The organism is Acetobacter lambici, assembly GCF_011516885.1.
Lineage (GTDB): Bacteria > Pseudomonadota > Alphaproteobacteria > Acetobacterales > Acetobacteraceae > Acetobacter > Acetobacter lambici.
Genome location: NZ_WOTD01000001.1, coordinates 311,965 through 338,658 on the forward strand (window position 1 = coordinate 311,965; position 26,694 = coordinate 338,658).

A 26,694-nucleotide genomic window follows, 5' to 3' on the forward strand; every position below is an offset into this window, starting at 1 on the left:
AGGTTACCTGTATTGATGGACAGACAATGACCCGTTTTCCACGCCTTGTTTCATCCGCTCTGCTCTTCAGCAGCCTTGCCATGCTTGTAGCGGTTCCGGCATTTGCCGATGAGGCCGAAGATCAGGCTGCCGCTGCTGAATCCGCCGAAAAATCGGAAAGCGCCAAGGCCGCCAAACATGCAGCCCCGCCGACCGCCATTCCCGGTGCCGAAGGGAGCGATGATGAAGCGGGCGAAGGGGGCGGGCACCCCAACAGGGATATTGAACCCACAGTGGCTTTGTTCGAGGCCATTAACCGGGGCAGCGTTGCCTCCGCGCGTGACGCCATTAACCGTGGCGCGGACCTGAACGGGCACAACATTCTGGGTCAGACGCCGCTTGATATGTCCATCGACCTGAACCGTAACCCCATTACCTTCCTGCTTTTGTCCCTGCGCAATTCCAGCAGCCTTCGGGGGGATGACAGTGTGGGAGCGGTCAGCACATCCGACCTGCGTATGGGCGGTGGCAGCGCGGATGAGGACGATACCTCAAAGAACAAGGCGCATGACCCGCGCTATGACCGGACGGGAGGCGCCGCCCAGCCGTCTATCGGTTTTCTGGGCTTTGGCGGCAGCTAATCCGGTTATTGTTTTCACCTGACTTCATAAAAAAAGGGGGCATTGCGATGCCCCCTTTTTTTTATGCCATTCCGTAACCAGAAAGCCGTCTTTACAGCGAGACCGTGCCGCCCAGACTTTCCTGCCGCAGCACATCAAGCGGTAGCAGCACGCCCTCACGTTCAAAATGCCAGAATGTCCAGCCATTGCACGATGGCGCGTTAGTCAGCATGGCCCCCATTTTATGGATCGAACCACGTTTGGCCCCACTGACCAGCGTGCCATCTGCTGCAACTGTTGCCTGAATACGCTGTTTTTTGTCACTCAGAACCGTCCCGGCCACCAGCGCGCCCTGCTCCACCAAACTGCCAAACGGCACACGCGGCGCTTCGCGCTTGTCCTGCGTGGTCTGTATGGCATCATCATCAAGTGGCACTTCACGGGCCACGCGGGCCTTGGCGGCCTCCACATAGTCCGGGTGACGCTCAATGCCTACAAAATGGCGGCGCAGGCGGCGGGCCATGGCGACCGTGGTGCCTGAGCCAGAGAACGGGTCGAGCACGACGTCATTCACCGTTGTGGACGCCAGCAATACGCGGTGCAGCAGACTTTCGGGCTTTTGGGTGGGGTGCAGTTTCAACCCATGTTCGTTACGCAACCGCTCATTGCCTGTGCACAGCGGCAGGTACCAGTCCGAGCGCATCTGCACATCATCATTCAGCGCCTTCATGGCCTGATAGTTAAAGCGGTAGCGGCTGTCCTGACTGCGTGCGGCCCAGATGAGCGTTTCATGCGCGTTGGTAAAACGACGGCCCCGGAAGTTGGGCATGGGGTTGGATTTGCGCCAGACCACATCGTTCAAAATCCAGAACCCAAGGTCCTGCAGAATAGCCCCAAGGCGAAAAATATTATGGTAGGAGCCAATAACCCAGATTGTGCCATCCTTGTGCAAAAGACGGCGGGCCTCGCTCAGCCATTCACGCGTAAAGCGGTCGTATTCCTGCAGGTCGGAAAACTTGTCCCAGTCATCATCCACGCCATCGACAACACTGTCATCGGGGCGGCGGAGTTCGCCCCTGAGTTGCAGGTTATATGGCGGGTCGGCAAAAATGCAGTCCACAGAACCCGAAGGCAGGGTGCGCATGGTCTCCACGCATTCACCCCGCAGGATTTCGTCAAGTGGGAGGTCCATGGAAACTGCTTTTGCGCCGCTCATGCCCGGGTCTCCGTTTTCAAATGTTCCAACTGCTGGCGTACCGTGCCGAATGTTTTTCTGTGGTGCGGGGTCACACCGGTCTGCATGAGAGCCTGACGGTGGACCGCCGTGCCGTATCCTGCATTTTTTTCCCATCCATAATCGGGCCAGCGCACATCCAGCCGCGCCATGATGCGGTCACGCAGCACCTTGGCCACAATGGAGGCCGCGGCAATGGACAGGCTAACCCCATCCCCGCCCACAATGGCTTCCGCACTGCACCCGAAATCTGGAATTTTGTTGCCGTCAACCAGCACATGGTCGGGCCGGACCGGCAGACGGGCAACTGCACGCTGCATGGCCAGATGGGACGCATGGTAGATGTTGATACGGTCTATTTCCGCCGTGGAGGCGGCACCTACGCCAATGGCCACACCGGGCACATGGGGCAGACGCTTGGCAATGGCCTCGCGCACAGTGGGTTTTAATTTTTTGGAATCATCAATGATGGCGGCAAGGTCATCTGGCACGCCACAGGCGAACACCACAGCGGCGGCCACAACCGGACCGGCCAGCGGACCACGGCCCACTTCATCCACTCCAGCGACCAAACCGCCATGCTGTTGTTCACGCCTGAAATCCGGCATTGCTTCCCTTCCCGTCCGCTTGAAACGACTCGGTTAAAATTACCGAGTCGCAGCAATCGCGACTCCGTAGGGAAGGAGAAGCATTTTTTTACCCGGGAGCGCAAGAGTCCCGGTCAAATGATTTTTCAGGAACGGCTACGACGGGGGAAGAAAAGCCAGCCGAGCAGGATACCCACGACCGAAACAATCCCCAATGAAAGCAAGGGCTTATCCCGCACAAAGGTTACTGCTTTTTCTACCGCGCCCTCACCCTCTTCATACAGGTCTGCAAAATCTTCCTGCATGTGTGCGGTGAACTGATCGACCTTTCCGTCAGCCTGAAGACCGATATCTCCGGTCAACCCGCCAGCGGCATCCTTGACATGTCCCTGAACGTCCCGGACCTTGGCATCGATCTTGCTTTCGATGGTGTCGATTTTATCTTTAGCCATGACGACTTTCTCCTTTTCTGAACCATTCTGTAATGGTCCGCGCATGAAAGCGACCGGAGATCTGCACGATCGCCTGTTGCATCAGACCGCAAAAACGCGTCTCTGACTAGGCATGCCTTCTCCGACGTCCACACAACTGACTGCACTCATTGTTGGTTCCATGTTTTTTATGGAACAGCTTGATGGCACCATTCTGGCGACCGCCCTGCCCTCCATTGCCCACAGCCTGCATGTGGATACAGTGGCTACCTCTGTCGCCCTGACGTCCTATATTATTGGGCTGGCCATTTTTATTCCCGCGTCCGGCGCACTGGCCGACCGTCTGGGCAGCCGCACGATCCTGATGCTGGCGATCTGCATTTTTGTGGGCAGTTCAATTTTTTGCGGCACCGCCCATTCCCTGCTGTTTCTGGCAGTCATGCGTACCATACAGGGCATTGGCGGGGCACTTATGGTGCCTGTGGGGCGGCTGGCGGTTATCCGCAGCACGCCCGCGGACCAGCTTGTCCGCACCATGACATGGATGATGCTCCCCGCAACCCTTGGTCCGCTGCTTGGTCCTGTGGTGGGGGGGTATATTACAACGTGGCTGACCTGGCGGTGGAACTTTTACCTTAATATTCCAGTCGGGCTGGTTGGCCTGCTCCTGACCTACCGCTTTATTCCCGAAGTGCGCGAGCCATCGCCCCCTCCGTTTGATGTCAAAGGTCTTTTTCTGGCTGGCGGGGGGCTGGCGGTTCTGTCCGTTTTTGCCGAACTGTTCAGCCATGGCACGGGTTCACCCGCGCTGGTTACGGGCTTTTTGTGCGTGGGGCTGGTGCTGTTGGGAATGTACACCTACCACGCGGGGCGTACGTCTTTTCCGCTTCTGGACCTGCGGCTTATGCGCTTCCAGACATTCCGTATCTCCGTTTTTGGGGGAGCGGCATCACGCATTGCCGTGGGCTCATTGCCGTTTCTGCTCCCTTCCTTCTTGCAGATCGGGGCGGGGCTGAGTGCCGCACAAAGCGGGCTTGTCACATTTGTGGCGCCACTTGGGGCCATTGCCATGCGCCCTTTTGTGCCTGCACTGCTCAAACGCTGGGGTTTTCGCACCATTCTCATGGCCAATGGCTCTTCGGCAGCACTGGTCTTTGCGATGATAGCGCTTTTTCGCCCATCCTATCCGTTGTGGCTCCTCTCGCTCGTGCTCACACTGGCGGGGGCTGCGCAGTCTCTCCAGTTTTCGGCCTATAACACCGTTGCCTATGCCGACATTCCAGCAGACAGGATGAGTGCTGCGACCAGCCTGTATTCCACCATGCAACAGATCATGCTTTCGGCTGGCATATGCATTGCCGCTGGCACCCTGACGGTACTGAGCAGGCTGCACCATAACACCCCCGCAAACATGACCGATTTTGCCCTTGGTTTTGTTGTGACTGGCGCCATATCCCTTTTTGCCGTGCCTTTGTGCGCCACACTTTCTCCTTCCGCTGGGGCAAACATGAGTGGCAACCGCCGTTAAACGCACGTTTTTAACGCACAAATTACATAGAGAAATGTTATTTTATGCATGCTTTCAATGACGAGGCTTGCACTTAAGCAAAGAGTTCAGCACACTTCCCCTCCATCAGCAGGGTGCCCCTATGCACAGCGTTCCCCTGAACATTCTGACGCAACTTAGGTTAACGAACAGCGCACCTCATGGACGATAACACTCCGCCCACCACCACTCCCGCCAAACCACGTTCCTCCAAAAAACGTCTGCTTCTGGCAGGTGGCGTTCTGGTGGGAGCCTGCATTTTAGGCTTTGCCTTCCTGCGCCCGCAGGCCGGGCACAAAACACACCACAGCACGGCCGATTCCGGCCAAAGCCAGCCCGTTGCCGTGCAAACGGTCCATGCCGGCAGCATGCCCGTGGAACTGACCGAACTGGGCACGGTTGTGCCCATTACCAACGTAACCGTGCAAACCCGCGTGGAAGGCTACCTGATGCAGGTGCTTTTTACCGAAGGACAGCATGTGCATAAGGGCGACCTGCTCGCACTGATCGACCCCCGCCCCTATCAGGTCCAGTTGGAACAGTATGAAGGCCAACTGGCGCAGGATAAGGCGCAGCTTGAACAGGCCCGCGTGGATAGCGGACGCTACCAGCGCCTGATCAAGCAGGACAGCATTGACGCAAAAACCGCGCGCGACCAGCAGTTTACGGTCCAGCAGCTCGAAGGTACCGTCAAGGCTGATCAGGCCTTGATTGATAACCAGAAGCTGCAACTGATCTACTGTCACATTATCGCCCCCGTGGACGGGCGCATTGGTATTCGCGCCGTTGATCAGGGCAACTATGTTGCGGCGGGCCAGTCTGGCGGGTTGGCGGTGCTCACCCAGATGCAGCCCATATCGGTCATATTTACGCTGCCGCAGGACCAGTTGCCCGAGGTGTTTGCCCAGTTGCAGGCCCGCAAGTCCCTCCCCGTTTCGGCGTGGAACAGTTCCAACACACAAAAAATAGCCGATGGCACGGTCAGCACGCTGGATAGCCAGATAGATACGGCAACCGGCACCGTGCGCCTGCGCGCCATTTTTACCAATGAAGACGAACACCTGTTCCCCAACCAGTTTGTCAACGCGCGTCTGCTGGTCAAAACACTGGACCACGTGCTGCTGTTACCCACAACCGCCGTGCAGACCGGCCCCTCCGGCCTGTTTGTCTACGTTGTCAAGGATGATGACACGGTGAGCGTACAGCCAGTGACCACGGGCATTTCCAACGGCACGCTCAGTGTTGTCACTACCGGGCTGAAGGACGGTGACCGGGTTGTCACGGACGGCACGGACCATTTGCGCGCGGGAATTAAGGTGACCATTCCCTCCACGGCTCCCACCCCAACGCCGGACCATGCCACGCCGTGAACCCATCCGCCATTTTCATTCGCAGGCCCGTCGCAACCACGTTGCTGATGCTGGCCATTTTTATGGCCGGATTGCTGGGCTATCATTTTCTGCCCATTTCCGCGCTGCCGCAGGTTGATTACCCCACCATAACGGTAGAGACCTTCTACCCCGGTGCCGGGCCAGATGTTATGGCGACCTCGGTGACCGCACCACTGGAAACCCAGCTTGGCCAGATGCCCGGTCTGGACCAGATGACATCGCGCTCATCAGGTGGGGCGTCGGTCATTACCCTGCGGTTTGACCTGTCCATGTCCATGGATGTGGCGGAGCAGGAGGTGCAGGCCGCCATCAATCAGGCCAACTCGCTGCTGCCAACCGACCTGCCCGCCCCCCCGGTTTACGCCAAGGTCAACCCGGCGGACACGCCCGTGCTTACGCTGGGCATTACGTCAGCCACCATTCCACTGCCCGAAGTGGAAGACTACGTGGATACAAGGCTTGCGCAAAAAATCAGCCAGATTTCGGGCGTCGGGCTGGTCACGCTCTCGGGCGGGAACCGCAAGGCCTACCGGGTGCGGGTGAATGTTCCCAAACTGACCTCCTACGGTATTGACCTGGACACACTGCGCACGACCATTGGCAATGTGAACGTCAACTCCCCCACGGGTACGTTTGATGGCGCGCAACGCTCGGCCACCTTGCGGGTGGATGGCCAGATTACCAGCCCCGAGATGCTGCTCAATCAGGTTATCGCCTACCAGAGCAGCGGACCGGTACGCATCCGCGATGTGGCCACGGTGGTTATTGGGCCAGAAAACACCCAGCTTGCCGCGTGGTCCAACAAAACCCCGGCCCTGATCATGAACGTGCAGCGCCAGCCCGGTGCTAATGTAATTGCCGTGGTGGACAATGTTAAGGCCACCCTGCCCGCCCTGCGCCAGACGCTACCACCGGGCATTGATATTGTGCCCCTGACCGACCGCACCACAACCATCCGCTCATCCGTATCGGATGTGCAGTTTGAGCTTTTTCTGGCCCTTGTTCTGGTTGTGGCCGTTATTTTTGTCTTCCTGCGTAATGTTCCCGCCACCATTATTCCCAGCCTGTCCGTGCCGCTCTCCATTATTGGCACGCTGGCCATTATGTATCTGCTCGACTTCTCGCTCGATAATCTCTCACTCATGGCCCTGACCATCGCCACCGGCTTTGTGGTGGATGATGCCATTGTCATGATCGAGAATATCTCGCGCTATGTGGAAGCGGGCGAGGACCGCATGAGTGCGTCACTCAAGGGTGCGGGGGAAATCGGGTTTACCATTATCTCCCTGACCATATCGCTCATTGCCGTGCTGATTCCGCTGCTGTTCATGAGCGATGTGGTAGGGCGGCTGTTCCACGAATTCGCGCTTACGCTGGCCACCACCATTATTCTGTCCGCCGCGGTGTCGCTCACGCTGGTGCCTATGATGTGTGCACGCATCCTCTCCGAACGTCCGCATGACGCGGGGAGTGCGGCAACACCATTCCTGCGCTGGTCCGCACGGATGGAAGCCGCAACCGAGCGCCTGATTGCAGCCTATGACCGTATGCTCGATGTGGTGCTGGAATGGCGCAAGCTAACGCTGACCGTGGCCGTAGGCACGCTGGTGCTGACCGGTGTTCTGGGCTGGTACATTCCCAAAGGGTTTTTTCCCGTACAGGACACGGGGGTTATTCAGGGCATTTCCGTTGCCGCACAGTCCATCTCGTTCGAGAGCATGAAGGTGCACCAGCAGGAACTGGCCAATGTTATTCTCAAGGACCCGGATGTGGCGTCCCTGTCCTCTTTTGTCGGGGTGGACGGGCAGAACGCAACGCTTAATCAGGGCCGGTTCCTGATCAACCTAAAAGAGCATGACGCCCGCTCCTCCTCCGCGACCGAGATTGCAACGCGGCTGGAGCAGGAAACAGCGCAGGTCACAGGAATCAAACTTTACCTGCAACCGGTACAGGACCTCTCGCTCGACACGACGGTATCTGCAACGCAATACCAGTTTTTGCTCGAAAATCCCGATTACAACGCCTTCAAAATCTGGATACCCAAGCTGATCGAGCGGCTACAGCAAGAGCCCGCTCTGGCCGATGTGACCTCCGACCTACAGGCCGAAGGGCTGGTCGCGCGCGTAACACTCGACCGCGCCACGGGGGCACGTTACTCCGTAACACCCCAGACAGTTGATAACGTGCTGTATGACAGCTTTGGCCAGCGCCAGATTTCCACAATCTATACGCAGTCCAACCAGTACCGCGTAATTTTGGAGGCGGACCCACAGTTCCAGACGGATCTGTCCTCCCTTAGCCAGCTTTATCTGCCCGGGATCAGTGGCAATACGGGGGAAAGCACGTCCGGGCCTACGCGCTCGCCCACCTCCGGGCTGGTGCCACTCCCTGCGGTTACCAAGGTCACGCAGGAAACCGCTCCGCTGCTGCTGACCCACTTCGGGCAGTTCCCGGCTACGACCATCTCCTTCAACCTCGCCCCCGGCTATGCGCTGGGAGACGCCACTGCGGCCATTCGCCGGGCGGAAGCGGATATCCACCTCCCCTCCGCTTTCCAGACGTCTTTCCAAGGGACTGCGGCGGCGTTTGAAGGCTCGCTCAGCAACGAAATGTTCCTCGTCGCGGCTGCCATTATTGCCGTCTACATTGTGCTGGGCATTCTGTACGAGAGCTTTATCCACCCCATTACCATTCTCTCCACCCTGCCCTCCGCAGCCATTGGCGCGTTGCTGACCCTGATCGTGGCGGGTGTGAACCTCGACATTATGGGGATTATTGGCATTGTGCTGCTGATTGGGATTGTGAAGAAAAACGCCATCATGATGATCGACTTTGCACTGGAGGCAGAGCGTGAACATGGGATGGACAGCCTGCGCTCCATCCGCACGGCGGCCACGCTGCGTTTTCGGCCCATTCTCATGACCACTCTGGCAGCCATGCTGGGGGCTGTGCCCATGGTGCTCTCGCACGGTACGGGGTCTGAGCTGCGCTACCCGCTGGGGCTGGCCATTATTGGCGGGCTTGCCCTTTCGCAGTTGCTCACGCTGTTCACAACACCAGTAATCTATCTGACACTGGATACATGGGCACACAAATGGAGCAAGCTACGCCATGCCCGCACGACCTCCCCCCCTAACGGGCAGGCCGTGCCGTGAACATCAGCCGGATTTTTATTGACCGGCCTGTTGCCACAATCCTGCTGACCATAACCCTGTTCCTTGGGGGGCTACTGGGGTATCGCGGCCTGCCGGTTGCTGACCTGCCCAATGTGGATTTTCCGGTCATCCAGATTCAGGCACGGCAGGCTGGTGGCTCCCCGGAGGAAATTGCAAGTGCTGTGGCAGCACCGCTGGAGCGGCATCTGGGCCAGATTGCAGATGTTACGGAAATGACATCCCAATCCACCGAGGGCAGTACGCGCATTACGCTTCAGTTTGCCCTCTCGCGCGATATTAACGGGGCTGCGCGTGATGTGGAGGCCGCCCTTCAGGCCGCCCATGCGGATATGCCCTCCTCCTTGCGGCAGAACCCAAGCTACCGCAAAGCCAACCCCAACGGCGCACCCATTCTCATCCTGACCCTAACGTCGGACACCCATACCCGCCCCCAGTTGTACGATTACGCAACCAACGTGCTGGTGCAGCACCTGTCCGCCATACAGGGGGTTGGTCAGGTGGAAATCAGCGGGAGTGCGCTGCCCGCCATCCGGGCGGAAATAAACCCTCTCCCCCTGTTCAAATACGGGATCGGGTTCGAGGACGTGCGCGCAGCCCTTGCCTCGGCCAACGCGCATACGCCCAAAGGCATTATTGACCAGAACGGTGCCCGCTACACGTTGGACACGAATGATCAGGTTCGCACAGCACAGGACTACCGTGACCTGATTATTGCATGGCGCAACAACCGCCCCGTGCGGCTGGCCGATGTGGCACAGGTGCAGGACAGTGTGGAAGACCTGCGCAACGCAGGGTACTACAACGGTCAGGCATCGGTGATTGCCGTTGTGTTTCCCCAAGCTGGTGCCAACGTGATCCACACGGTGGATCAGATCAATGCCGAAATGCCCATGCTCAAATCCGCCCTGCCCGGCGGGGTGGCGTTGCATGTGGGGCTGGACCGCTCACTGACCATTCGCGCGGCGCTGGTGGATACGCAGCTTACACTCCTGATCTCGGTCGTGCTGGTAGTGCTGGTGGTGCTGCTCTTCCTGCATTCGTGGCGGATGACGCTTATTCCCGCCGTGGTGGTGCCTACCTCCATTGTGGCAACGTTTGGCGTTATGCGCCTGCTTGGTTTTTCGCTCGATAATATGTCGCTCATGGCGCTTACGGTTTCCACCGGCTTTGTGGTGGATGACGCCATTGTGGTTATGGAAAATATAGCCCGCTATATTGAGCAGGGACTACACCCGCGCGACGCCGCCATAAAAGGCAGTGGCGAGGTCGCCTTTACGGTTATTTCGATCTCGGTTTCCCTGATCGCCGTCTTTTTGCCCATTCTGCTCATGGGGGGGCTGGCGGGCCGCCTGTTCCATGAATTTGCCATGACGGTCTCCATCACCATCCTGATTTCAATGGTGCTGTCCCTGACCCTGACCCCCATGATGGCGGCCTATCTGCTGGTCCCCCACAAGGCGGGCACGGCTCCGGCTGGCTCTGGCAGCCTTATGCGCCACGCCATTGCCGTCATGACCGCCTTTTTGGACCACATGCAGGCGGGCTATACCCGCTCGCTCGACATTGCCCTGCGCTACCACAAGACCGTACTGCTCAGCCTGCCCTTTACGCTGGCCCTTACAGCCGCCCTGTTCGTGCTGATGCCCAAAGGTTTTTTCCCGGTGGAAGACACGGGTATGCTCATGGGGCACTTGCAGGGTGACCAGTCCATCTCCTTCGGGGCTTTGGCCAAAAAGCTGACCGAAGTGCAAAAAGTGCTCCTGCACGACCGGGACGTGGAGAGCGTGTCCTCCTTTATTGGTGGCCGCGGTTCATCCAACGAGGCGGGGCTGTTTTTGCAACTCAAGGACAAGAGTGATCGCAGCGATACCCCAACAGAACTGATCGCCCGTGTTAACCGCAAGCTGCGTAATCTGGTTGGCGCCAGTTTTTTTCTTATGCAGCCCGGTGCCATCCGCTCGGGCGCACGGCAGAGCAATGCGGCCTACCAGTACACGCTGGAAGGCGAAAATTCCTCCGAACTCTACGAATGGACATCCCGCCTGCTGGCGGAACTGCGCCGCCACCCGGAACTGACAACCCTGTCCTCGGACGTGCAACTCGGTGGCTCGGCCATCAGCACCGAGATCGACCGCGATACATCCGCCCGTGTGAACATTACCCCCCAGCTCCTGTCCAACACGCTGTACGATGCGTTTGGCCAGCGCGCGGCCTCGGTCATTTATAACCGGCTGAACCAGTATCGTGTGATCATGGAAGCCGACCCCAAAAACTGGTCAAACCCGGAAAGCCTGATGCAGGTCTGGATCAGCGTTGCCGGGGGCTCTGCTGGCGGTGGCACCAAGTCCAACACCATACGGGTGCGTAATGCCTCCAGCACCGGCTCCACCACCAGTACGGAGGCCACCCAGAGCTCCCTGTCCTTTAAAAACCAGATCGCCAATGCGCTGGCCGGGGGGGCTGGTGCATCCAATGGCTCGGCCGTTAGCACCGCGTCCGAGGCCATGGTACCGCTTACACTGGTGACCCATCTGGTTCCCAGCCGCACCCCCCTTTCGGTCAATCATCAGGGTCTGGCTGTTGCGGCAACGCTCTCGTTCAATCTGGCCAAGGGGGTCTCGCTTGGCACGGCAACGCAGATTATAAACACTGCACAAGTTGCCCTGCACATGCCCAACACCATTCATGGCAGTTTTGCTGGTAATGCCGCGCAGTTCCAAAAGGCGGTCAGTGATGAACCCCTGCTTATTCTGGCAGCCCTTGTGGCCGTGTATATAACTCTAGGCGTGCTTTACGAAAGTTACGTCCATCCACTGACCATTCTCTCCACCTTGCCATCGGCTGGTGTCGGCGCTTTGCTGGCCCTGCAACTGGCGGGGGAGGAATTTTCCCTCATCGCCATGATCGGCGTGATCCTGCTGATTGGCATTGTGAAAAAAAATGCCATCATGCTGGTGGATTTTGCCATTATGGCCGAACGCGAACAGGGCATGTCCGCCCATGATGCCATACGCACCGCCTGCCTGCTCCGCTTCCGCCCGATTATGATGACATCGGTTGCAGCCGCCCTTGGGGCCGCCCCGCTTATGGTCACCAATGGATACGGAGCGGAACTGCGGCACCCGCTGGGTATTGCCATTGTTGGCGGGCTGATCGTCAGTCAGGCGCTCACACTTTATACAACGCCTGTCATTTATCTGATGTTCGATACTTGGCAGTCGCGTGCTGGTTCCTTTATCCGCTCGTTTTCGTTTTCCCGCAGTTTCAGGCAGGATAGCTGAATGCCTTTTTATCGTCCCTTCCGTTCCCTTCGCCTGTCCCTGCTGCTGGCCCCTGCCGTTCTGGCTGGCTGCATGGTTGGGCCGGATTACAAGCGGCCCACTCCTATTATCTCGCCTGTTTTCAAGGAGCTTCGCCCAGCACCCGGGTGGCAGTATGCAACGCCGCAACTGGCCAGCCTGCCCAAAGGCTCATGGTGGACGATCTATAACGATCCACAACTGAATGCGCTGGAAGCGCAGGTGGACATCAACAACCAGAACATCATTCAGTACGAGGCACGCTACCGTAACGCCCGTGCCACCATTAACTCCATACGGGCGCAGCTCTACCCAACGCTCAGCGGGGCGCTGTCCTTCAACCGGCAGAGTTCGGGGCGTGGGTCGCGTTCGAGCGGCACCATCATCAACTATGGGTCCGGTGGCACCACCAGCACAACGTCCACCCCTTCCAACTCGACCGAAAACACTTATGCCATGGGGCCTTCCGTATCATGGGATCTGGATTTGTGGGGTAAGATCCGGCGGCAGATTCAAGCACAGGTGACCGAGGCACAGGCCACGGCCGCTGACCTTGCCAATGCGCGCCTGTCCTATCAGGCGCAGTTGGCCACGGCCTATTTCAACCTGCGGTATCAGGACAGTCTGTATGACCTGCTGACCAAAAACGTGGCGTTTTATGAGCGGTCCTACCAGATTACCAAAAACCAGTATGATGCGGGTACCGCGGACCCGACCACCCTGCTCCAGGCCCAGACACAACTGGAACAGACCCGCGCGCAGGCGACCGCAACCGGCATAGCCCGCGCCCAGTACGAACACGCCGTTGCCGTGCTGATGGGCAAAGCGCCTGCCGAGCTTTCCATTCCCCACGGCGCATTGCCGCGCGCCATTCCGGCCATTCCGGTCATGGTGCCTGCAAGCCTGCTCCAGCGCCGCCCCGACATTGCCGCCGCCGAGCGCCGGATGGAGGAATATAACGCCCAGATTGGCGCGGCCATGGCGGCCTTCTACCCCGACGTCAAACTAACCGCGACCTACTCCTATAGTGGGGACCCGGTCGGCTCGCTCGTGCAGGTTGCAAACCGCATATGGACACTAGGTGCCTCAGCCACGGAAACACTGTTTTCCGGGGGCTCCCGGACCGCTGCGGTTCATGAGGCCGACAGCAACTACAATGCCTATGTGGCCACTTACCGCCAGACCGTGCTGACAGCCCTGCAAGGAGTGGAAGACCAACTCTCCAACCTACGCATTCTGGCCGATCAGGCGGACCAGCAGCATGTAGCGCTCGAAGCCGCCAACAAAGCTGTGACAGTCGCCTTTAACCAATACATGGCGGGCACCCAGATCTACACGACCGTGATTACCGCCGAGGTTACGGCCCTGTCCAACGCCCAAACCGCGTTACAAATCCAGCAAAGCCGCATACTGGACTCTGTCAGTCTGGTGGAAGCTCTTGGTGGTGGCTGGGATGCCTCCGAACTGCCGAGCAAAAACTCCATGCAGACGGACAACCCCTTCCTGCCGTCCTTTATCCAAAAAGATAAAAACTAGCCGCCACGCAGGGGCTTACCCAATAAAAAAACCTCCGGAGCTTTTGGCCCCGGAGGTTTTTTTATACCCGGTTACTGGAAGCCAAGCCCGTTACTTCATGACCGCGCGACCGGCCAGCAGGGCGACCACCAGAAACACCACAAACAGAACAATGGCGATAAAGAACAGAATTTTAGCCATCCCGGCCGAGGCAGAGGCAATTCCGCCAAAACCAAACAGCCCTGCAACAAGTGAAATAACCAGAAAAAACAGTGCCAGTTTCAGCATAACGAACTCCCTTGCATTCCAATCCCGGTCAGAGCCAAAAACGCCCTGCCGCCTTACTTCCTGCGCCGCAGGAAAATTCCAATAATCAGACCAACAATCCCCGCCGTGGCGACGGCAAACAGTGGCTGGTCAATAACAACATCTCGCAGTGCCTCAGCAGCGGCACTGCGTTTGCCCGGATCAAGGGCATCATAACTGGATACCTTGCCCAAAAGGCCATCGGCCCCATCCTGAAGGTTGCCAATACCATCCTCAAGACCAAAATCCGTCTTGCTCTCATCACTCATAAGAGGATGTCCTCCATACTGGATTAAAGGGTAACGCGCTGCGCACCCCTAAAGATGCCTATGTGAACGATTTTTTCGCTCAAGACTAGATTTCAGCCGAGCGCCAGTAGGCTTCACCACCCGGGTCGGGTTCCCCTGCAATCATGGCGCGCAGACGGGCCGCGTAGGTTCTAAAAGCGGGGCTATCGGGGTTACGCTGCGGCATATCCAGCACTATCTCGCCCGTAATGCCCGCAGGCGGTCCACCAGCCAGCACTACAACACGCGTGGCAAGGCGCAGGGCCTCTTCAATATCATGCGTCACAAACAGAACTGTTTTGTGCGTCTGCTGCCATATCCGCTGCAACTCTTCCTGTAGACTTGTGCGGGTAATGGGGTCCAGTGCGCCAAAGGGTTCGTCCATCAGCAGCAGGTCCGGGTCCACGGTCAGGGCGCGGGCAACACCCACACGCTGCCTTTGCCCGCCAGACAGGCGGCGTGGCAACCTGTCCGCCACCTCCTCCAGCCCGACAAGTCTTAGAGCTTCCTGCGCGCGGGCTTTTTTTTCATTTTTATTCAGGTGCAGGCCTTCCAGCCCGAACATGACATTACGCAACACCGAGCGCCATGGTAGCAGCCGCGCATCCTGAAAAACCATAGCCCGGCTACGCCGCGTGGCATGCGCCCCGGCACCGGCTGTGCAGGCGGAACCACCTGTCTGGCCTTCGGTTGGATGCATCAGCCCCATCAACACCCTCAGAAGCGTGGACTTGCCCACGCCAGATGGCCCCAGAAGCGCAACAAATTCGCCGCGCGCGAGTGTCAGACTGACATGGCGCAGCACAAAATGTGCCCCTCCATCATGCGAGAGGCCAACATCATGCAAAGAGGCAACCACATCCGCCCCGTTCATGGTTGCCATCTGAGAACCCATTTGCGCACAAACCCAAAAAGAAAATCGGTAATGGCATACAGCATGGCCATGGTCAGCATGTAAACCACGACAACATCGGTCGCCAGAAGGCTGGAAGCCTGCATCATACGCGCACCAATGCCCGGCACACCAAACAGCTCCGCCGCCACAACAGACATCCACCCCTGCCCCAGCCCGGTCCGCAATCCTGCCATAATACCGGGAGCGGAAGCGGGGAGTACGATCTTGAACAACCGCCCCACAAAACTGCCATGCCCGAAGGCGGATGCCAGTTCATACAGTTCGGGGTCAACGCCCCTTACGGCGCTATGGGCTGCATAAAAATTGATCCAGAAAACCGATATGGCAATCACAAAAGTTGCCCCGGCAGTGCTCAGCCCGAACCATAGAATGGCAAACGGCACCCATGCCAGCCCCGGCACGGGCCGCAACAGGCGGACAATGCCTTCCAGCAGGCTATCCAGCAGGCCCAGCATACCGCACAATATGCCAAGTCCAGCCCCCAGAACCGAGCCAATAAGCAGCCCAAGCAGGTAATGGTTCAGACTATCCAGAATAGCCTGTTGCCAGAACCCACCCCGCACCTCGTCCAGCCATGCTGGTCCGAGGGAGGAAGGTGCTGGCACCATGCCAGATGGCAGCAGCCCGGACTGGACTGCTGCCTCCCACAAACCAAAGAACAGAACAAGCCCTGCCAACCCAAGCCCAAGGCGGACAGAACCAGACAGCTTTATGCTCACGGCTTGGCCTGCTGCCACAGACCCGTATCAAACAGGTCTTCCACAGGTTCAGCCTTACGCAGCAGACCTTCGGACACTTCAAACTCCTGCAACTGCTTAACACTTTCCACAATACGCGCCGGATCACTGACAAACCGGGATGCCGAATGCTCCAACGCTGTTTTCATAACGTCGTCATTGAGCATACCACCACCCAGCGCTTTTTGCACAAATGGCACCGCATCATCAGGGTGCTGGGCCAGCAGCCTTGTCGCGCGTACGAACAGGTTTGTCAGTGTTCCCGCCCATACTTTGTGTTCAGGCGCATCCGGTTTGACAATAGCCAGAACCGAGCCGGGCTGATCAGGCATCATGCTATGACCAGATGCCAGAATACGGGCATCTGGCAGACGGGTTTTTACAACCGTTAATGCTGGCTCGCGCAAAACCGCACCATCCACCGCACCAGCAAGGAAGGCCTGCTGGGCAGCGTCAATATCCACCCCAACAATGGACGCCACGGTATTGACCTGTGCAAAGTCGAGCTGCTTTTGCAGCCAGTAGCGCAACAGCGTATCGGGCACGGAACCCGCAGGCTGTGCAGCCAGACGCGGTAGCCGCGTCTGGTCCTGCTTGAATCGCGCAAAAATGGCTTTGACGTCATCGGGGGCTAACCCGCCATCCACATCCGGCTTGATACCTTGCGCCAACGCACCGCGCGCAATCACAGACAGTTCCTCGATCGAGGCAGTTGCCACGACCTTGACATCCACACCATGTGCACGCGCCTGCAACAACGGCAGAACGCCCGCCACGTAACCATCAATCCGCCCGGCGACCAGAGCTTGAATGGCCTGCGGGCCAGAGGTAAAGCGGACAAGCTGCACGTCCAGACCGGCCTGTTTGGCCCAGCCCTCACCGTCGATCACGAACAGCGCGGAAGACCCCAGAACAGGAATATAGCCGATACGAATACTCTCCGCCGCCTGCACGGGGCTTACAGCCCAGCCAAATGCCACGGTGGCGAGCGTTAACATTTTTAGTAACGCGCGTTTCATGATGTTATCTCTTTCACTGAAATATTTTATCAAAAATAAAAGTGAATATATTCTCGAATTTGTCAATCACTCACGCATGATCATGGAATAATTTTATTCCACGCACATTACTCACACATATCAGCCACAACCGAATGACATAAAAAAAGCTGGCTCCTAAGAGCCAGCTTCTTTCATTCTGCTTGAAAGCAAAAATTAAGCAGCAAGGTCCTGCTTATCTTCCACTTCCGGGCGCGGACCACTGTCCTGCCCTTTAGCACTGACATCGCGGTCGATCAGTTCGATCACAGCCATCTGGGCGGCATCGCCGTAGCGTACGCCAGCACGCAGAACGCGCGTGTAACCACCATTGCGAGCCTTGTAGCGTTCTGCAACGGCTGCAAACAGCTTTTTAACGATCACATCATCACGCAGCACAGCAAATGCCTGCCGACGTGCGTGCAGATCGCCACGCTTGCCAAGGGTGACCAGCTTTTCAACAAACGGGCGCAGTTCCTTCGCTTTGGGAAGCGTGGTGGTGATCTGCTCATGTTTGATCAAAGCCACAGCCATGTTGCGGAACATGGCTGCACGATGAGAAGAGGTAACGCCGAGCTTTCTGCCGGCAATCCGGTGACGCATGGTTCAGTTCCTAGTATCGAGAAAAGTCAGATCAAAACGGCTCATCAAGCCGCTTTGCCAACTCTTCAATATTTTCCGGCGGCCAAGCCGGGACGTTCATACCCAAGGACAGCCCCATAGAGGTCAGGACTTCCTTAATTTCGTTCAGGGATTTACGGCCAAAGTTCGGTGTGCGCAGCATTTCCTGCTCACTCTTCTGAACCAGATCCCCGATGTAGATGATATTGTCGTTCTTCAGGCAGTTTGCACTTCGAACAGACAATTCAAGCTCATCCACCTTGCGCAGCAGATTACGGTTGAACGGCAGATCATCCTCAGGCTCTTCAGCCTGTACAGGACGCGGCTCATCAAAGTTGATGAAGAGCTGCAACTGATCCTGCAGAATACGGGCAGCAAGGGCCACCGCATCTTCAGGCGTTACCGCACCGTTTGTTTCGACCGTAAGCAGCAGCTTGTCATAGTCGGTGACCTGACCAACACGGGTCGGCTCCACCTTGTAGGACACGCGCTTGACGGGCGAATAGATTGCATCAACCGGGATCAGGCCGATCGGCGCATCTTCCGGGCGGTTAGCCGCCGCAGGAACATAGCCTTTTCCGGTGTTAACAATGAATTCCATACCCAGCTTAACGCCGTCATCGAGCGTGCAGATGACCAGATCGGGGTTCATGATTTCAATGTCATGACCCGTCTGGATCTGGCTTGCGCGCACTTCGCCGGGGCCGGTGGCCGTCAGCACCATACGCTTCGGCCCTTCACCGTGCATGCGCAACGCCAACTGCTTGATGTTCAGGACGATGTCAGTCACATCTTCCCGCACACCGGCAACAGACGAAAACTCGTGCAGAACGCCGTCAATCTGAACCGCTGTGACCGCAGCACCTTGAAGAGAAGACAGCAGAACCCGACGCAGAGCGTTACCGAGCGTCATACCAAAACCGCGTTCCAGCGGCTCAGCCACTACGGTTGCGATACGAGCGGGCTCCACTCCGGATTCAACTTCAAGCTTTTCGGGCTTGATCAGAGATTGCCAGTTTTTCTGAAGGACCAATGGACCGGCCTTTCAATACGAAAAACCACTGCTTGCGCAGCGATTTCTCTGAAGTGGACACAACAAATGGAAAGACGGCTTGCAAACAGGCCGCCTTTCCGCTCGTAAGCTCAGACGCGGCGACGCTTGCGCGGGCGGCAGCCATTGTGCGGGACAGGTGTCATATCACGAATGGAAGTGATCGTGAAACCAACGGCCTGCAGGGCACGCAGTGCGCTTTCACGCCCCGACCCGGGACCGGAAACTTCGATTTCCAGCGTTTCCATGCCGTGTTCACGGGCCTTGCGGCCAGCATCTTCAGCCGCAACCTGCGCCGCATAAGGCGTAGACTTCCGCGAGCCCTTAAAGCCCTGCGCACCAGCAGAAGACCAGGAGATAGCATTCCCCTGAGCATCAGAAATGGTGATCATGGTGTTGTTGAACGTGGAGAGCACATGCGCCACGCCCGAAATAATGTTCTTACGCTCTTTTTTACGAACACGCGGTGTTGCGGCTTTCGCCATGTCTTTTCTACCTCAGTCCCTGTCCAGCCTGCGTGTGCAGGCTGGCCGCCTTAGCGGATTGGATTAACGCGTTGCTTTCTTCTTACCGGCAATGGCCACTGCCTTACCCTTGCGGGTACGGGCATTGGTGTGCGTCCGCTGGCCACGAACCGGCAGGCCACGACGATGACGCAGGCCGCGGTAGCAACCAAGATCCATCAGGCGCTTAATGTTCATCGCAATTTCACGACGCAGGTCACCTTCAACGCGATAGGTGCCATCAATCAGCTCACGGAGCTTCATGATTTCATCGTCGCTGAGTTCGTTAACCCGCTTTGCTTCCGGAATCTCCAAGGACTTGCAGATTTCTGCCGCCTTAGATGCGCCAATTCCATAAATATACTGAAGCCCGATCACAACCCGCTTGTTCGTCGGGACATTCACGCCGGCAATACGTGCCACGCCTTATACTCCTGTTCGCCCGCTTTTTCAGCGAACGGCTCATAGCCCTGTTTTGACTGGGCGGATTTCACTTGGTGGCCGCGAAATATACCGACCACCGTTACAAGTCAACGAAAACTGATCACTTCTTCGTGATCGCGCCGCTATCTTCAAGCGCTGCTTCAATTTCTGCTGTCACTTCAGAAGTCGAAAGCATGCCGTTCACCTTACGCAAACGTCCCGTTTTTTCATAAAACGGTAGAATCGGCGCCGTAAGATTGCGGTATTCTTTCAGGCGCTCGACAACTGTCTCACGCTTGTCGTCTGCCCGACGCTTGAACTCGTGGCTCCCGCACGTATCGCACTCCCCTTCCTTTGCAGGAGGGTTGGACGCTTCATTATAAGTCTGCCCACATTGTGCGCAGGTGAAACGCCCTGAAATACGATCGGCAAGAATCTCTTCATTCACATCCAGAAAGAGCACCACATCGATGCTTTTTCCATCAGCCGCGAGCATGGTATCCAGTTCTTCGGCCTGCGCCAAAGTGCGTGGAAAACCATCCAGAATGAACCCATTCTGGCAATCCGGCTGGGCAATCCGGTCCTTGAGCATGGCAATGATCAAGGCATCGGGCACAAGCTTGCCCGCAACCATCAACGCCTTTGCCTGATTACCAACCTCGGAGCCACGTGCAACTTCCGCACGCAGCATATCCCCCGTGGAAATCTGGACCAGACCGTGGCGCTCTTCCAGAAGCTTGGACTGGGTACCTTTCCCGGCCCCCGGCGGACCCAGAAAAATAATGTTCATCGTCTGATGATCCTCTGTTTCCGGCCACCACGGGACTTACGCATAAGACCCTGATACTGGTGCGCCACAAGATGGGATTGAACCTGCGTTACCGTATCAATCGTAACTGATACAATAATGATCAGGCTGGTCCCACCAAAGTAGAACGGCACATTGTAACGGCTGATCAATATCTGCGGTAGTAGGCAGACAGCAACCATATACGCCGCACCAATGGTCGTCAGACGCGTCAGGATCTTGTCAAAATAAGATGCGGTAGAAGCACCCGGCCGTACACCAGGGATGAACCCACCCTGCTTACGCAGGTTATCTGCCGTCTCTGCCGGGTTAAAGGTCACCGCAGCATAGAAGTACGAGAAGAAGATAATCATCAGGGCGTAAAACAGCAGGTACAAAGGCTGCCCCTGCCCCAGTTCCTCACCCAGAAAAGACAACCATCCCGGCAAGGACATACCATTCATGAAACCCGCAAGGGTTACAGGAATGAGCAGGACCGACGACGCGAAAATAGGCGGAATAACACCAGCAGTATTCACCTTGAGCGGCATATGCGTAGTGTCTCCACCAAACATCCGCTGCCCCATCTGCCGCTTGGGATATTGAATAACAACCCGTCGCTGCGCCTGCTCCATGAACACGATGAACATGATGGTCAGACCAGCCAGCACAAGGAACAACAGCACAAAGAAGGAGGACAGAGCGCCAGTGTAACCCAGTTGGAAAAGGCTCACCAACGCATGCGGCAGATTGGCGACGATACCGGCAAAAATAATCAGCGAAATGCCATTACCAACACCACGGGACGTAATCTGCTCACCCAGCCACATCAGGAACATTGTTCCGCCAACAAGTGCGGTTACACAGGTTACCAGAAAAAGTGGTCCGGGGTTTACGACGGCCGCGCCGCTCTGAACGTTCTCAAGCCCGATCGCAATGCCATATGCCTGAAAAACGGCGATAAGCACGGTCAGGTAACGCGTATACTGGTTAAGCTTTTTGCGCCCCTGCTCACCCTCTTTCTTGAGAGCTTCAAGAGAGGGCACCGCCGTAGACATCAACTGCACAATAATGGACGCAGAGATATAGGGCATGATGTTCAACGCAAACACGGTCATACGCCCAAGAGCGCCCCCCGAGAACATGTTGAACATGCCAAGAATGCCGCCCTGATGCTGCGCCAGAAGCTGCCCCATAACCGTAGCATCTACGCCGGGCACAGGAATATACGTTCCCAAACGATAAACAATCAACGCACCCAGCGTAAACCAGATCCGTTTTTTGAGTTCCGTCGCCTTGGCAAAGGAGCCTACGTTAAAATTGGCAGCCAGTTGTTCGGCCGCGGAAGCCATGCATCCGTCCTTTCACACAAACAGCGCCGCCACGCAATGTGGAGACGCTGGCATGATTGCCTGAAAAATATCAGACAGCTGTTCTGATCTGGGGAAGAAAGAGAGAACAGGGTCTCCCACCATTCTCTCTCCCACGCCAATCAGGAGGCGCTAGCTTCCACAGGGGCAGCCACCAGCAGCTTGATGCTGCCGCCAACTTTTTCAATGGCCGCTTTAGCAGAAGCAGAAACACCAGACACTTCAAAAGAAACGCCTTTTGTCAGTTCGCCTTCACCAAGAATGCGAACCCCTGCGTACTTGCCGGTCCCGACCAGACCAGCTTTCTTCAGCGCTTCTTCAGTAATGGTGGCGCCGTTTTCCAGCTTACCATCAGCCAACGCCTGCTCTACCGCACCAAGGTTAACTGGTGCATAGACCTTGCGGAAGATGTTTTTAAAGCCCCGCTTCGGCAGACGACGATAAATCGGGAGCTGACCACCTTCAAAGCCGTTAAGAGATACACCCTCACGTGCTTTCTGGCCTTTAACACCCCTACCGGACGTCTTGCCTTTACCGGAACCAATACCGCGCCCAAGCCGCTTTTTGCGGTAGCGAGCGCCTTCGTTATCACGAAGCTCGTTAAGTCTCATATCAGTCCTCCACCTTCACCAGGTGGGCCACTTTGCGGACCATACCCCGGGTAGAGGGGGTATCTTCCAGAACCTTTTCGCGCCCGATCTTGTTCAGACCAAGCCCGATCAGGGTTTCCTGCTGACCCGGCTTACGTCCGTTACCGGACGCAACCTGAATCACCTTGAAGGTTTTTTTCTCAGACATCTGCAGCCTCCGCACCAGCAGCCTGGTCGCGCTTGCCAAAGATTTCCGCCACTTTCTTGCCACGACGGTTTGCCACGGCGCGAGGGCTTGCACAACGCGTCAGGGCATCGAATGTCGCCTTGACCATGTTATGCGGGTTCCGGGTTCCCAGAGACTTGGCAACAACGTCGTTAATGCCAAGGCTTTCAAAAACCGCACGCATAGGACCACCAGCGATGATCCCGGTCCCGGCTTCCGCCGAGCGCAGCACAACTTTACCGGCACCAAAATGGCCAGCAACGTCATGGTGCAACGTACGCCCTTCTTTCATGGGAACGCGAATCATCCCACGCTTTGCGCGCTCAGTCGCCTTGCGGATAGCTTCGGGAACTTCACGTGCCTTACCGGCACCGTAGCCCACGCGACCTTTCTGGTCACCAACCACAACCAGAGCAGCAAACGCAAAGCGCCGACCACCCTTAACAACCTTTGCAACGCGATTGATGGTTACCAGTTTATCAACCAGTTCATCGCCTTCGCGTTCGCGCTCACGGCCGCCTCGACCGCCTTCTCTTGGTTCACGAGCCATTGCGTGATCCTTTCCTCAGAAGGAGAGACCGCCCTCACGGGCCGCCTCCGCCAGGGCCTTGACGCGCCCGTGATAAAGATAAGACCCCCGGTCGAATACGACCTGAGATACGCCGGCAGCAACAGCACGCTGGGCAACCAGCTTACCTACAGCACCCGCGCTGTCCTGCGTAGCACCATTTTTCAGGGCTTCACGCAGTTCTTTATCCAGTGTTGACGCAGCAGCAAGGGTCAGTCCCTGCGCATCATCAATCACCTGAGCATAGATGTTCTTACCAGACCGGAAAACCGACAGACGAGGACGGCCACCAGCCTTGCGGCGAAGCTGAAAACGGAGACGCGCACGTCGCCGGTTCCGCAATTCCTGCTGAGTGCTCATTATTTCTTCTTGCCTTCCTTACGGCGGATGGTTTCCGTCTCGTAACGCACACCTTTGCCTTTGTAAGGCTCAGGCTTGCGGTAGCTACGAATATCCAGAGCCACCTGGCCAACACGCTGCTTATCAATCCCTTCCACCACAATCGCGGTCGGACGCGGGGTAGAAATCTTGATGCCAGCCGGAATCGGATAGATCACATCGTGAGAAAAGCCGAGGTTCATAACCAGGTTAGAACCCTGCACTGCAGCACGATAACCTGTCCCGTTGATTTCCAAGGTTTTTGAAAACCCGTCGGAAACCCCTTTGACCGCACAAGCGATAAGTGCGCGTGTTGTTCCCCACATCATGCGGGCCTGAGATTCGGTACCATTCGGCTGCACAACAACCGAATTATCCTTCACTTCAGCCGTAACATGACTGGTGATCGGCAGAGAAAGCTCACCCAGCTTACCCTTGGCCTTAAAAACACCGTCCGCGATGGAAACTGTTACCCCTGCCGGAACTTCGACGGGATACTTGCCTACTCGTGACATTTATCCCTCCTCAGAATACGCGGCAAAGGACTTCACCACCAACATTGGCGGCGCGGGCCTCTACATCGGACAGAACACCACGCGGCGTGGAAAGGATGGAAACACCCAGACCAGCACAGACACGCGGCAGTTCTTTAATTTTGGAATAGACGCGGCGGCCAGGGCGGGAAACACGCTGGATTTCACGAATAACCGGTTCACCTTCCGCGTACTTCAGCTCGATATGCAGCTGGGAAATACCCTTCCGCACGTCTTCGCGCTTGTAACCACGGATGTAACCTTCGCGCTGCAGAGCTTCAAGCACGTTCACACGCAGATTGGATGCCGGAGCAACGCAAGAGTTGTGACGCGCACGCTGAGCGTTGCGAATACGGGTGAGCATATCACCCAAAGGATCTGAAAGCGACATCTCGAGCCCTTACCAGCTAGCTTTTACCACTCCCGGAATCTGACCATCAGAGGCCAGATCACGGAAAGCGATACGACACAGCTCAAACTTACGGTAGTTACCGCGAGAACGACCTGTCAGCTTGCAACGCAGACGAACGCGTACACGAGAACCGTTACGCGGCAGTTCTGCCAGCTTGAGAGACGCATCGAACCGATCTTCCACGGGCAAAGAACGATCCATTACAATGTTTTTGAGAGCAGTACGCTTCTCATTATCCCGTGCCGCCATGCGCTTGCGTTTAGCATTACGCAGGATGGCAGATGTTTTAGCCATTCAACATTACCTCCGGAACCCTTCGAAAACCTTCGACGGTTTTCCAAGATCACACAATAAAGCAGCCTGTATCATCCCACGAAGGGAAGATCAAACGCCTTCAGCAAAGCTTTAGCTTCAGCATCCGTTTTCGCACTGGTCACGAACACGACGTCCATACCGCGGACTTCGTCCACTTTGTCATATTCGATTTCCGGGAAAACGATCTGCTCTTTCAGGCCAAGGGCAAAATTGCCACGGCCATCGAAGCCTTTCGTCGCAGGCAGACCACGGAAGTCACGGATACGCGGCATCGCAATCGTCACAAGACGATCGAGAAATTCGTACATCCGAGCCCGACGCAGCGTGACCTTACAGCCAATCGGCAGCCCCTCGCGGATCTTGAAGCCAGCAATTGCCTTTTTGGCAACCGTTTTGACCGGCTTCTGACCTGCAATAAGGGTCATTTCCGCAACAGCTGCATCCAGCTTCTTCTGGTCACCAGCGGCTTCACCAACGCCCATATTCAGGACGATTTTTTCAAGCCGCGGCACCTGCATTTCGTTGCTATACCCAAACTGCTCACGCAGCTTGGCACGAAGTTCACTCTCATAGCGCTGGTGAAGGCGCGGGAGGGAACGCCCTTCCTGATTCGCACTCATACCTGGCCTCTCAACCTTCAATCACTTCGCCAGTCGCCTTGGCAACGCGAACTTTTTTGCCGTTTTCCAGCACCCGGAAACCAACGCGAGTAGGCTTCTTGGATGCGGGATCAATCAGCTTCAGGTTGGAGAGGTGGACAGCTGCCTCACGGGCAATAATCCCACCTTCTTCACCCATACGATTTGCGCGCTGGTGGCGCTTGGCAATTGCAACACCACGCACAACAGCACGATCTTCTGAAGGACGAACCTCCAGAACTTCACCCTGCACGCCCTTGGAAGAGCCGGTGATGACGACAACTGTATCGCCTTTTTTAATGCGGGCAGCCATTACAGCACCTCCGGCGCCAAAGAGATGATCTTCATGAACTTCTTAGCACGCAGTTCACGCACGACCGGGCCAAAGATACGGGTACCGATCGGCTCCTGCTGCTTGTTAATCAGCACAGCAGCGTTGCGGTCGAACCGAATGGCGCTACCATCGGGACGACGAACCGGATAAGAGGTACGCACGATAACGGCCTGGTGAACATCGCCCTTCTTCACCTTCCCACGGGGGATGGCTTCCTTGACGGAAACGACGATCACGTCGCCGACCGAGGCAGACTTCCGCTTGGAACCGCCCAGCACCTTAATGCACTGCACCTGACGTGCACCGGAATTGTCGGCCACATCGAGGTTGGTCTCGGGATGGATCATAACCTGAAATCCTTACGTTAGGCCGACGCGGTTGCTTCCACGCCCACGGCTTCACCGTTGCGGGAAATCACGGTCCACGTCTTACGCCGAGAAATAGGCGCACATTCAACAATCCGCACGGAATCACCCGTCTTGCAGATGTTTTCTTCATCATGCGCCGCATATTTCTTGGAGCGACGAATGAACTTTTTATACACAGGATGCATGACGCGACGATCGACAAGAACCGTAACGGTCTTGTCCATCTTGTCGCTCGTCACACGTCCGGTTAGGACGCGCCTCGGCATCGGCTACCTCTCCTCAGGCATTGGCAGCAGATGTTTTTGCACCTGCTGCATTCTTTGCATTCTGCGCAGCAATTGTCTTGATGCGCGCAATTTCACGACGGACCACACGGACGCGGCTCTGCGCTTCTGTCTGCCCGGTAGCCTGCTGGAAACGCAAGTTGAGCTGTTCACGCTTGAGTTCAACTAGACGAGCTTCAAGCTCGTCTGCCGTTTTAGCGCGCAAATCAGCTGGCTTTACTGCCTTTACCAT

32 protein-coding genes are annotated in these 26,694 nt (G+C 56.8%); 6 read left to right on the plus strand and 26 right to left on the minus strand.

Annotated elements, in window-relative coordinates:
* The first annotated feature begins 26 nt into the window (after positions 1–26).
* Positions 27–620 carry an ankyrin repeat domain-containing protein gene (locus GOB86_RS01440; RefSeq protein ID WP_165990604.1) on the plus strand — a complete coding sequence of 198 codons (594 nt, stop codon included), beginning with the start codon at positions 27–29 and terminating at the stop codon, positions 618–620.
* Between the two features lie 91 nt (positions 621–711).
* Here GOB86_RS01440 and GOB86_RS01445 read toward each other — a convergent pair whose 3' ends face one another.
* The 3 genes from GOB86_RS01445 to GOB86_RS01455 form a co-directional block, all read right to left on the minus strand.
* On the minus strand, positions 712–1,815 hold the full coding sequence (locus GOB86_RS01445) for a site-specific DNA-methyltransferase (RefSeq protein ID WP_165990605.1): 1,104 nt from the start codon (positions 1,813–1,815) through the stop codon (positions 712–714).
* On the minus strand, positions 1,812–2,441 hold the full coding sequence (locus tag GOB86_RS01450) for a ribonuclease HII (protein WP_165990606.1): 630 nt from the start codon (positions 2,439–2,441) through the stop codon (positions 1,812–1,814). The genes GOB86_RS01445 and GOB86_RS01450 overlap by 4 nt, the downstream gene beginning before the upstream one ends.
* A gap of 125 nt (positions 2,442–2,566) precedes the next feature.
* A complete protein-coding gene (locus GOB86_RS01455; RefSeq protein ID WP_165990607.1) occupies positions 2,567–2,872 on the minus strand; it encodes a DUF883 family protein in 306 nt (101 codons plus the stop codon).
* A 112-nt stretch (positions 2,873–2,984) separates the two neighbouring features.
* Between GOB86_RS01455 and GOB86_RS01460 the strand changes: the two genes are divergently transcribed.
* The 5 genes from GOB86_RS01460 to GOB86_RS01480 all read left to right on the plus strand — a co-directional run bounded on the left by GOB86_RS01460 (position 2,985) and on the right by GOB86_RS01480 (position 13,799).
* Positions 2,985–4,379, plus strand: a complete 1,395-nt coding sequence (locus tag GOB86_RS01460) for an MFS transporter (protein WP_165990608.1) — start codon at positions 2,985–2,987, stop codon at positions 4,377–4,379.
* A 179-nt stretch (positions 4,380–4,558) separates the two neighbouring features.
* Positions 4,559–5,767: an efflux RND transporter periplasmic adaptor subunit gene (locus tag GOB86_RS01465; protein WP_165990609.1), complete on the plus strand. Its 1,209-nt coding sequence runs from the start codon at positions 4,559–4,561 to the stop codon at positions 5,765–5,767.
* On the plus strand, positions 5,764–8,943 hold the full coding sequence (locus GOB86_RS01470) for an efflux RND transporter permease subunit (protein ID WP_165990610.1): 3,180 nt from the start codon (positions 5,764–5,766) through the stop codon (positions 8,941–8,943). The genes GOB86_RS01465 and GOB86_RS01470 overlap by 4 nt, the downstream gene beginning before the upstream one ends.
* Positions 8,940–12,245: an efflux RND transporter permease subunit gene (locus GOB86_RS01475; protein ID WP_165990611.1), complete on the plus strand. Its 3,306-nt coding sequence runs from the start codon at positions 8,940–8,942 to the stop codon at positions 12,243–12,245. Before GOB86_RS01470 ends, GOB86_RS01475 begins: the two co-directional genes overlap by 4 nt.
* Positions 12,246–13,799 (plus strand): efflux transporter outer membrane subunit, encoded by a 1,554-nt coding sequence (locus GOB86_RS01480; RefSeq protein ID WP_165990612.1) that lies wholly within the window; start codon positions 12,246–12,248, stop codon positions 13,797–13,799.
* A 90-nt stretch (positions 13,800–13,889) separates the two neighbouring features.
* Here GOB86_RS01480 and GOB86_RS01485 read toward each other — a convergent pair whose 3' ends face one another.
* From GOB86_RS01485 to rpmC, 23 genes are all read right to left on the minus strand, one after another.
* The gene (locus tag GOB86_RS01485) at positions 13,890–14,066 is read right to left on the minus strand and encodes a DUF1328 domain-containing protein (protein WP_165990613.1); all 177 of its coding nucleotides are present in this window, start codon (positions 14,064–14,066) and stop codon (positions 13,890–13,892) included.
* A 53-nt stretch (positions 14,067–14,119) separates the two neighbouring features.
* Positions 14,120–14,353, minus strand: a complete 234-nt coding sequence (locus GOB86_RS01490; RefSeq protein ID WP_165990614.1) for a hypothetical protein — start codon at positions 14,351–14,353, stop codon at positions 14,120–14,122.
* Between the two features lie 85 nt (positions 14,354–14,438).
* On the minus strand, positions 14,439–15,254 hold the full coding sequence (locus GOB86_RS01495) for an ABC transporter ATP-binding protein (RefSeq protein ID WP_165990615.1): 816 nt from the start codon (positions 15,252–15,254) through the stop codon (positions 14,439–14,441).
* A complete protein-coding gene (locus tag GOB86_RS01500) occupies positions 15,242–16,024 on the minus strand; it encodes an ABC transporter permease (RefSeq protein WP_408737276.1) in 783 nt (260 codons plus the stop codon). The genes GOB86_RS01495 and GOB86_RS01500 overlap by 13 nt, the downstream gene beginning before the upstream one ends.
* Positions 16,003–17,043 (minus strand): ABC transporter substrate-binding protein, encoded by a 1,041-nt coding sequence (locus tag GOB86_RS01505; RefSeq protein ID WP_165990617.1) that lies wholly within the window; start codon positions 17,041–17,043, stop codon positions 16,003–16,005. Before GOB86_RS01505 ends, GOB86_RS01500 begins: the two co-directional genes overlap by 22 nt.
* Before the next feature lie 195 nt (positions 17,044–17,238).
* A complete protein-coding gene (gene rplQ / locus GOB86_RS01510; protein ID WP_165990618.1) occupies positions 17,239–17,664 on the minus strand; it encodes a 50S ribosomal protein L17 in 426 nt (141 codons plus the stop codon).
* Positions 17,665–17,695: 31 nt separating this feature from the next.
* The gene (locus tag GOB86_RS01515) at positions 17,696–18,715 is read right to left on the minus strand and encodes a DNA-directed RNA polymerase subunit alpha (protein WP_025826924.1); all 1,020 of its coding nucleotides are present in this window, start codon (positions 18,713–18,715) and stop codon (positions 17,696–17,698) included.
* Positions 18,716–18,825: 110 nt separating this feature from the next.
* Entirely contained in the window at positions 18,826–19,218 is a 393-nt protein-coding gene (rpsK, locus tag GOB86_RS01520; protein ID WP_025826926.1) for a 30S ribosomal protein S11, read from the minus strand.
* A 63-nt stretch (positions 19,219–19,281) separates the two neighbouring features.
* Entirely contained in the window at positions 19,282–19,659 is a 378-nt protein-coding gene (rpsM, locus tag GOB86_RS01525; RefSeq protein ID WP_086647139.1) for a 30S ribosomal protein S13, read from the minus strand.
* 121 nt (positions 19,660–19,780) lie between these two features.
* Entirely contained in the window at positions 19,781–20,449 is a 669-nt protein-coding gene (locus GOB86_RS01530) for an adenylate kinase (RefSeq protein WP_165990619.1), read from the minus strand.
* The gene (secY, locus tag GOB86_RS01535) at positions 20,446–21,798 is read right to left on the minus strand and encodes a preprotein translocase subunit SecY (protein ID WP_165990620.1); all 1,353 of its coding nucleotides are present in this window, start codon (positions 21,796–21,798) and stop codon (positions 20,446–20,448) included. Before secY ends, GOB86_RS01530 begins: the two co-directional genes overlap by 4 nt.
* A gap of 140 nt (positions 21,799–21,938) precedes the next feature.
* Entirely contained in the window at positions 21,939–22,427 is a 489-nt protein-coding gene (rplO, locus tag GOB86_RS01540) for a 50S ribosomal protein L15 (protein WP_165990621.1), read from the minus strand.
* 1 nt (position 22,428) lies between these two features.
* A complete protein-coding gene (rpmD, locus tag GOB86_RS01545; RefSeq protein ID WP_025826935.1) occupies positions 22,429–22,614 on the minus strand; it encodes a 50S ribosomal protein L30 in 186 nt (61 codons plus the stop codon).
* Positions 22,607–23,182 (minus strand): 30S ribosomal protein S5, encoded by a 576-nt coding sequence (rpsE, locus tag GOB86_RS01550; protein ID WP_048852990.1) that lies wholly within the window; start codon positions 23,180–23,182, stop codon positions 22,607–22,609. The genes rpmD and rpsE overlap by 8 nt, the downstream gene beginning before the upstream one ends.
* 15 nt (positions 23,183–23,197) lie before the next feature.
* A complete protein-coding gene (gene rplR, locus GOB86_RS01555; RefSeq protein ID WP_165990622.1) occupies positions 23,198–23,560 on the minus strand; it encodes a 50S ribosomal protein L18 in 363 nt (120 codons plus the stop codon).
* Positions 23,560–24,093: a 50S ribosomal protein L6 gene (rplF, locus tag GOB86_RS01560; protein ID WP_165990623.1), complete on the minus strand. Its 534-nt coding sequence runs from the start codon at positions 24,091–24,093 to the stop codon at positions 23,560–23,562. The genes rplR and rplF overlap by 1 nt, the downstream gene beginning before the upstream one ends.
* Before the next feature lie 10 nt (positions 24,094–24,103).
* Complete coding sequence (rpsH, locus tag GOB86_RS01565; RefSeq protein ID WP_165990624.1) at positions 24,104–24,502, minus strand: 30S ribosomal protein S8; 399 nt, start codon at positions 24,500–24,502, stop codon at positions 24,104–24,106.
* Positions 24,503–24,511: 9 nt separating this feature from the next.
* On the minus strand, positions 24,512–24,817 hold the full coding sequence (gene rpsN / locus GOB86_RS01570) for a 30S ribosomal protein S14 (RefSeq protein ID WP_025826945.1): 306 nt from the start codon (positions 24,815–24,817) through the stop codon (positions 24,512–24,514).
* 71 nt (positions 24,818–24,888) lie between these two features.
* Complete coding sequence (rplE, locus tag GOB86_RS01575; protein ID WP_165990625.1) at positions 24,889–25,458, minus strand: 50S ribosomal protein L5; 570 nt, start codon at positions 25,456–25,458, stop codon at positions 24,889–24,891.
* A 10-nt stretch (positions 25,459–25,468) separates the two neighbouring features.
* The gene (gene rplX / locus GOB86_RS01580; RefSeq protein ID WP_165990626.1) at positions 25,469–25,789 is read right to left on the minus strand and encodes a 50S ribosomal protein L24; all 321 of its coding nucleotides are present in this window, start codon (positions 25,787–25,789) and stop codon (positions 25,469–25,471) included.
* Positions 25,789–26,157: a 50S ribosomal protein L14 gene (gene rplN / locus GOB86_RS01585; RefSeq protein WP_025826951.1), complete on the minus strand. Its 369-nt coding sequence runs from the start codon at positions 26,155–26,157 to the stop codon at positions 25,789–25,791. Before rplN ends, rplX begins: the two co-directional genes overlap by 1 nt.
* Before the next feature lie 17 nt (positions 26,158–26,174).
* Positions 26,175–26,444, minus strand: coding sequence for a 30S ribosomal protein S17 (rpsQ, locus tag GOB86_RS01590; RefSeq protein ID WP_025826953.1), 270 nt, complete (start codon positions 26,442–26,444; stop codon positions 26,175–26,177).
* A gap of 13 nt (positions 26,445–26,457) precedes the next feature.
* On the minus strand, positions 26,458–26,694 hold the full coding sequence (rpmC, locus tag GOB86_RS01595) for a 50S ribosomal protein L29 (protein WP_165990627.1): 237 nt from the start codon (positions 26,692–26,694) through the stop codon (positions 26,458–26,460).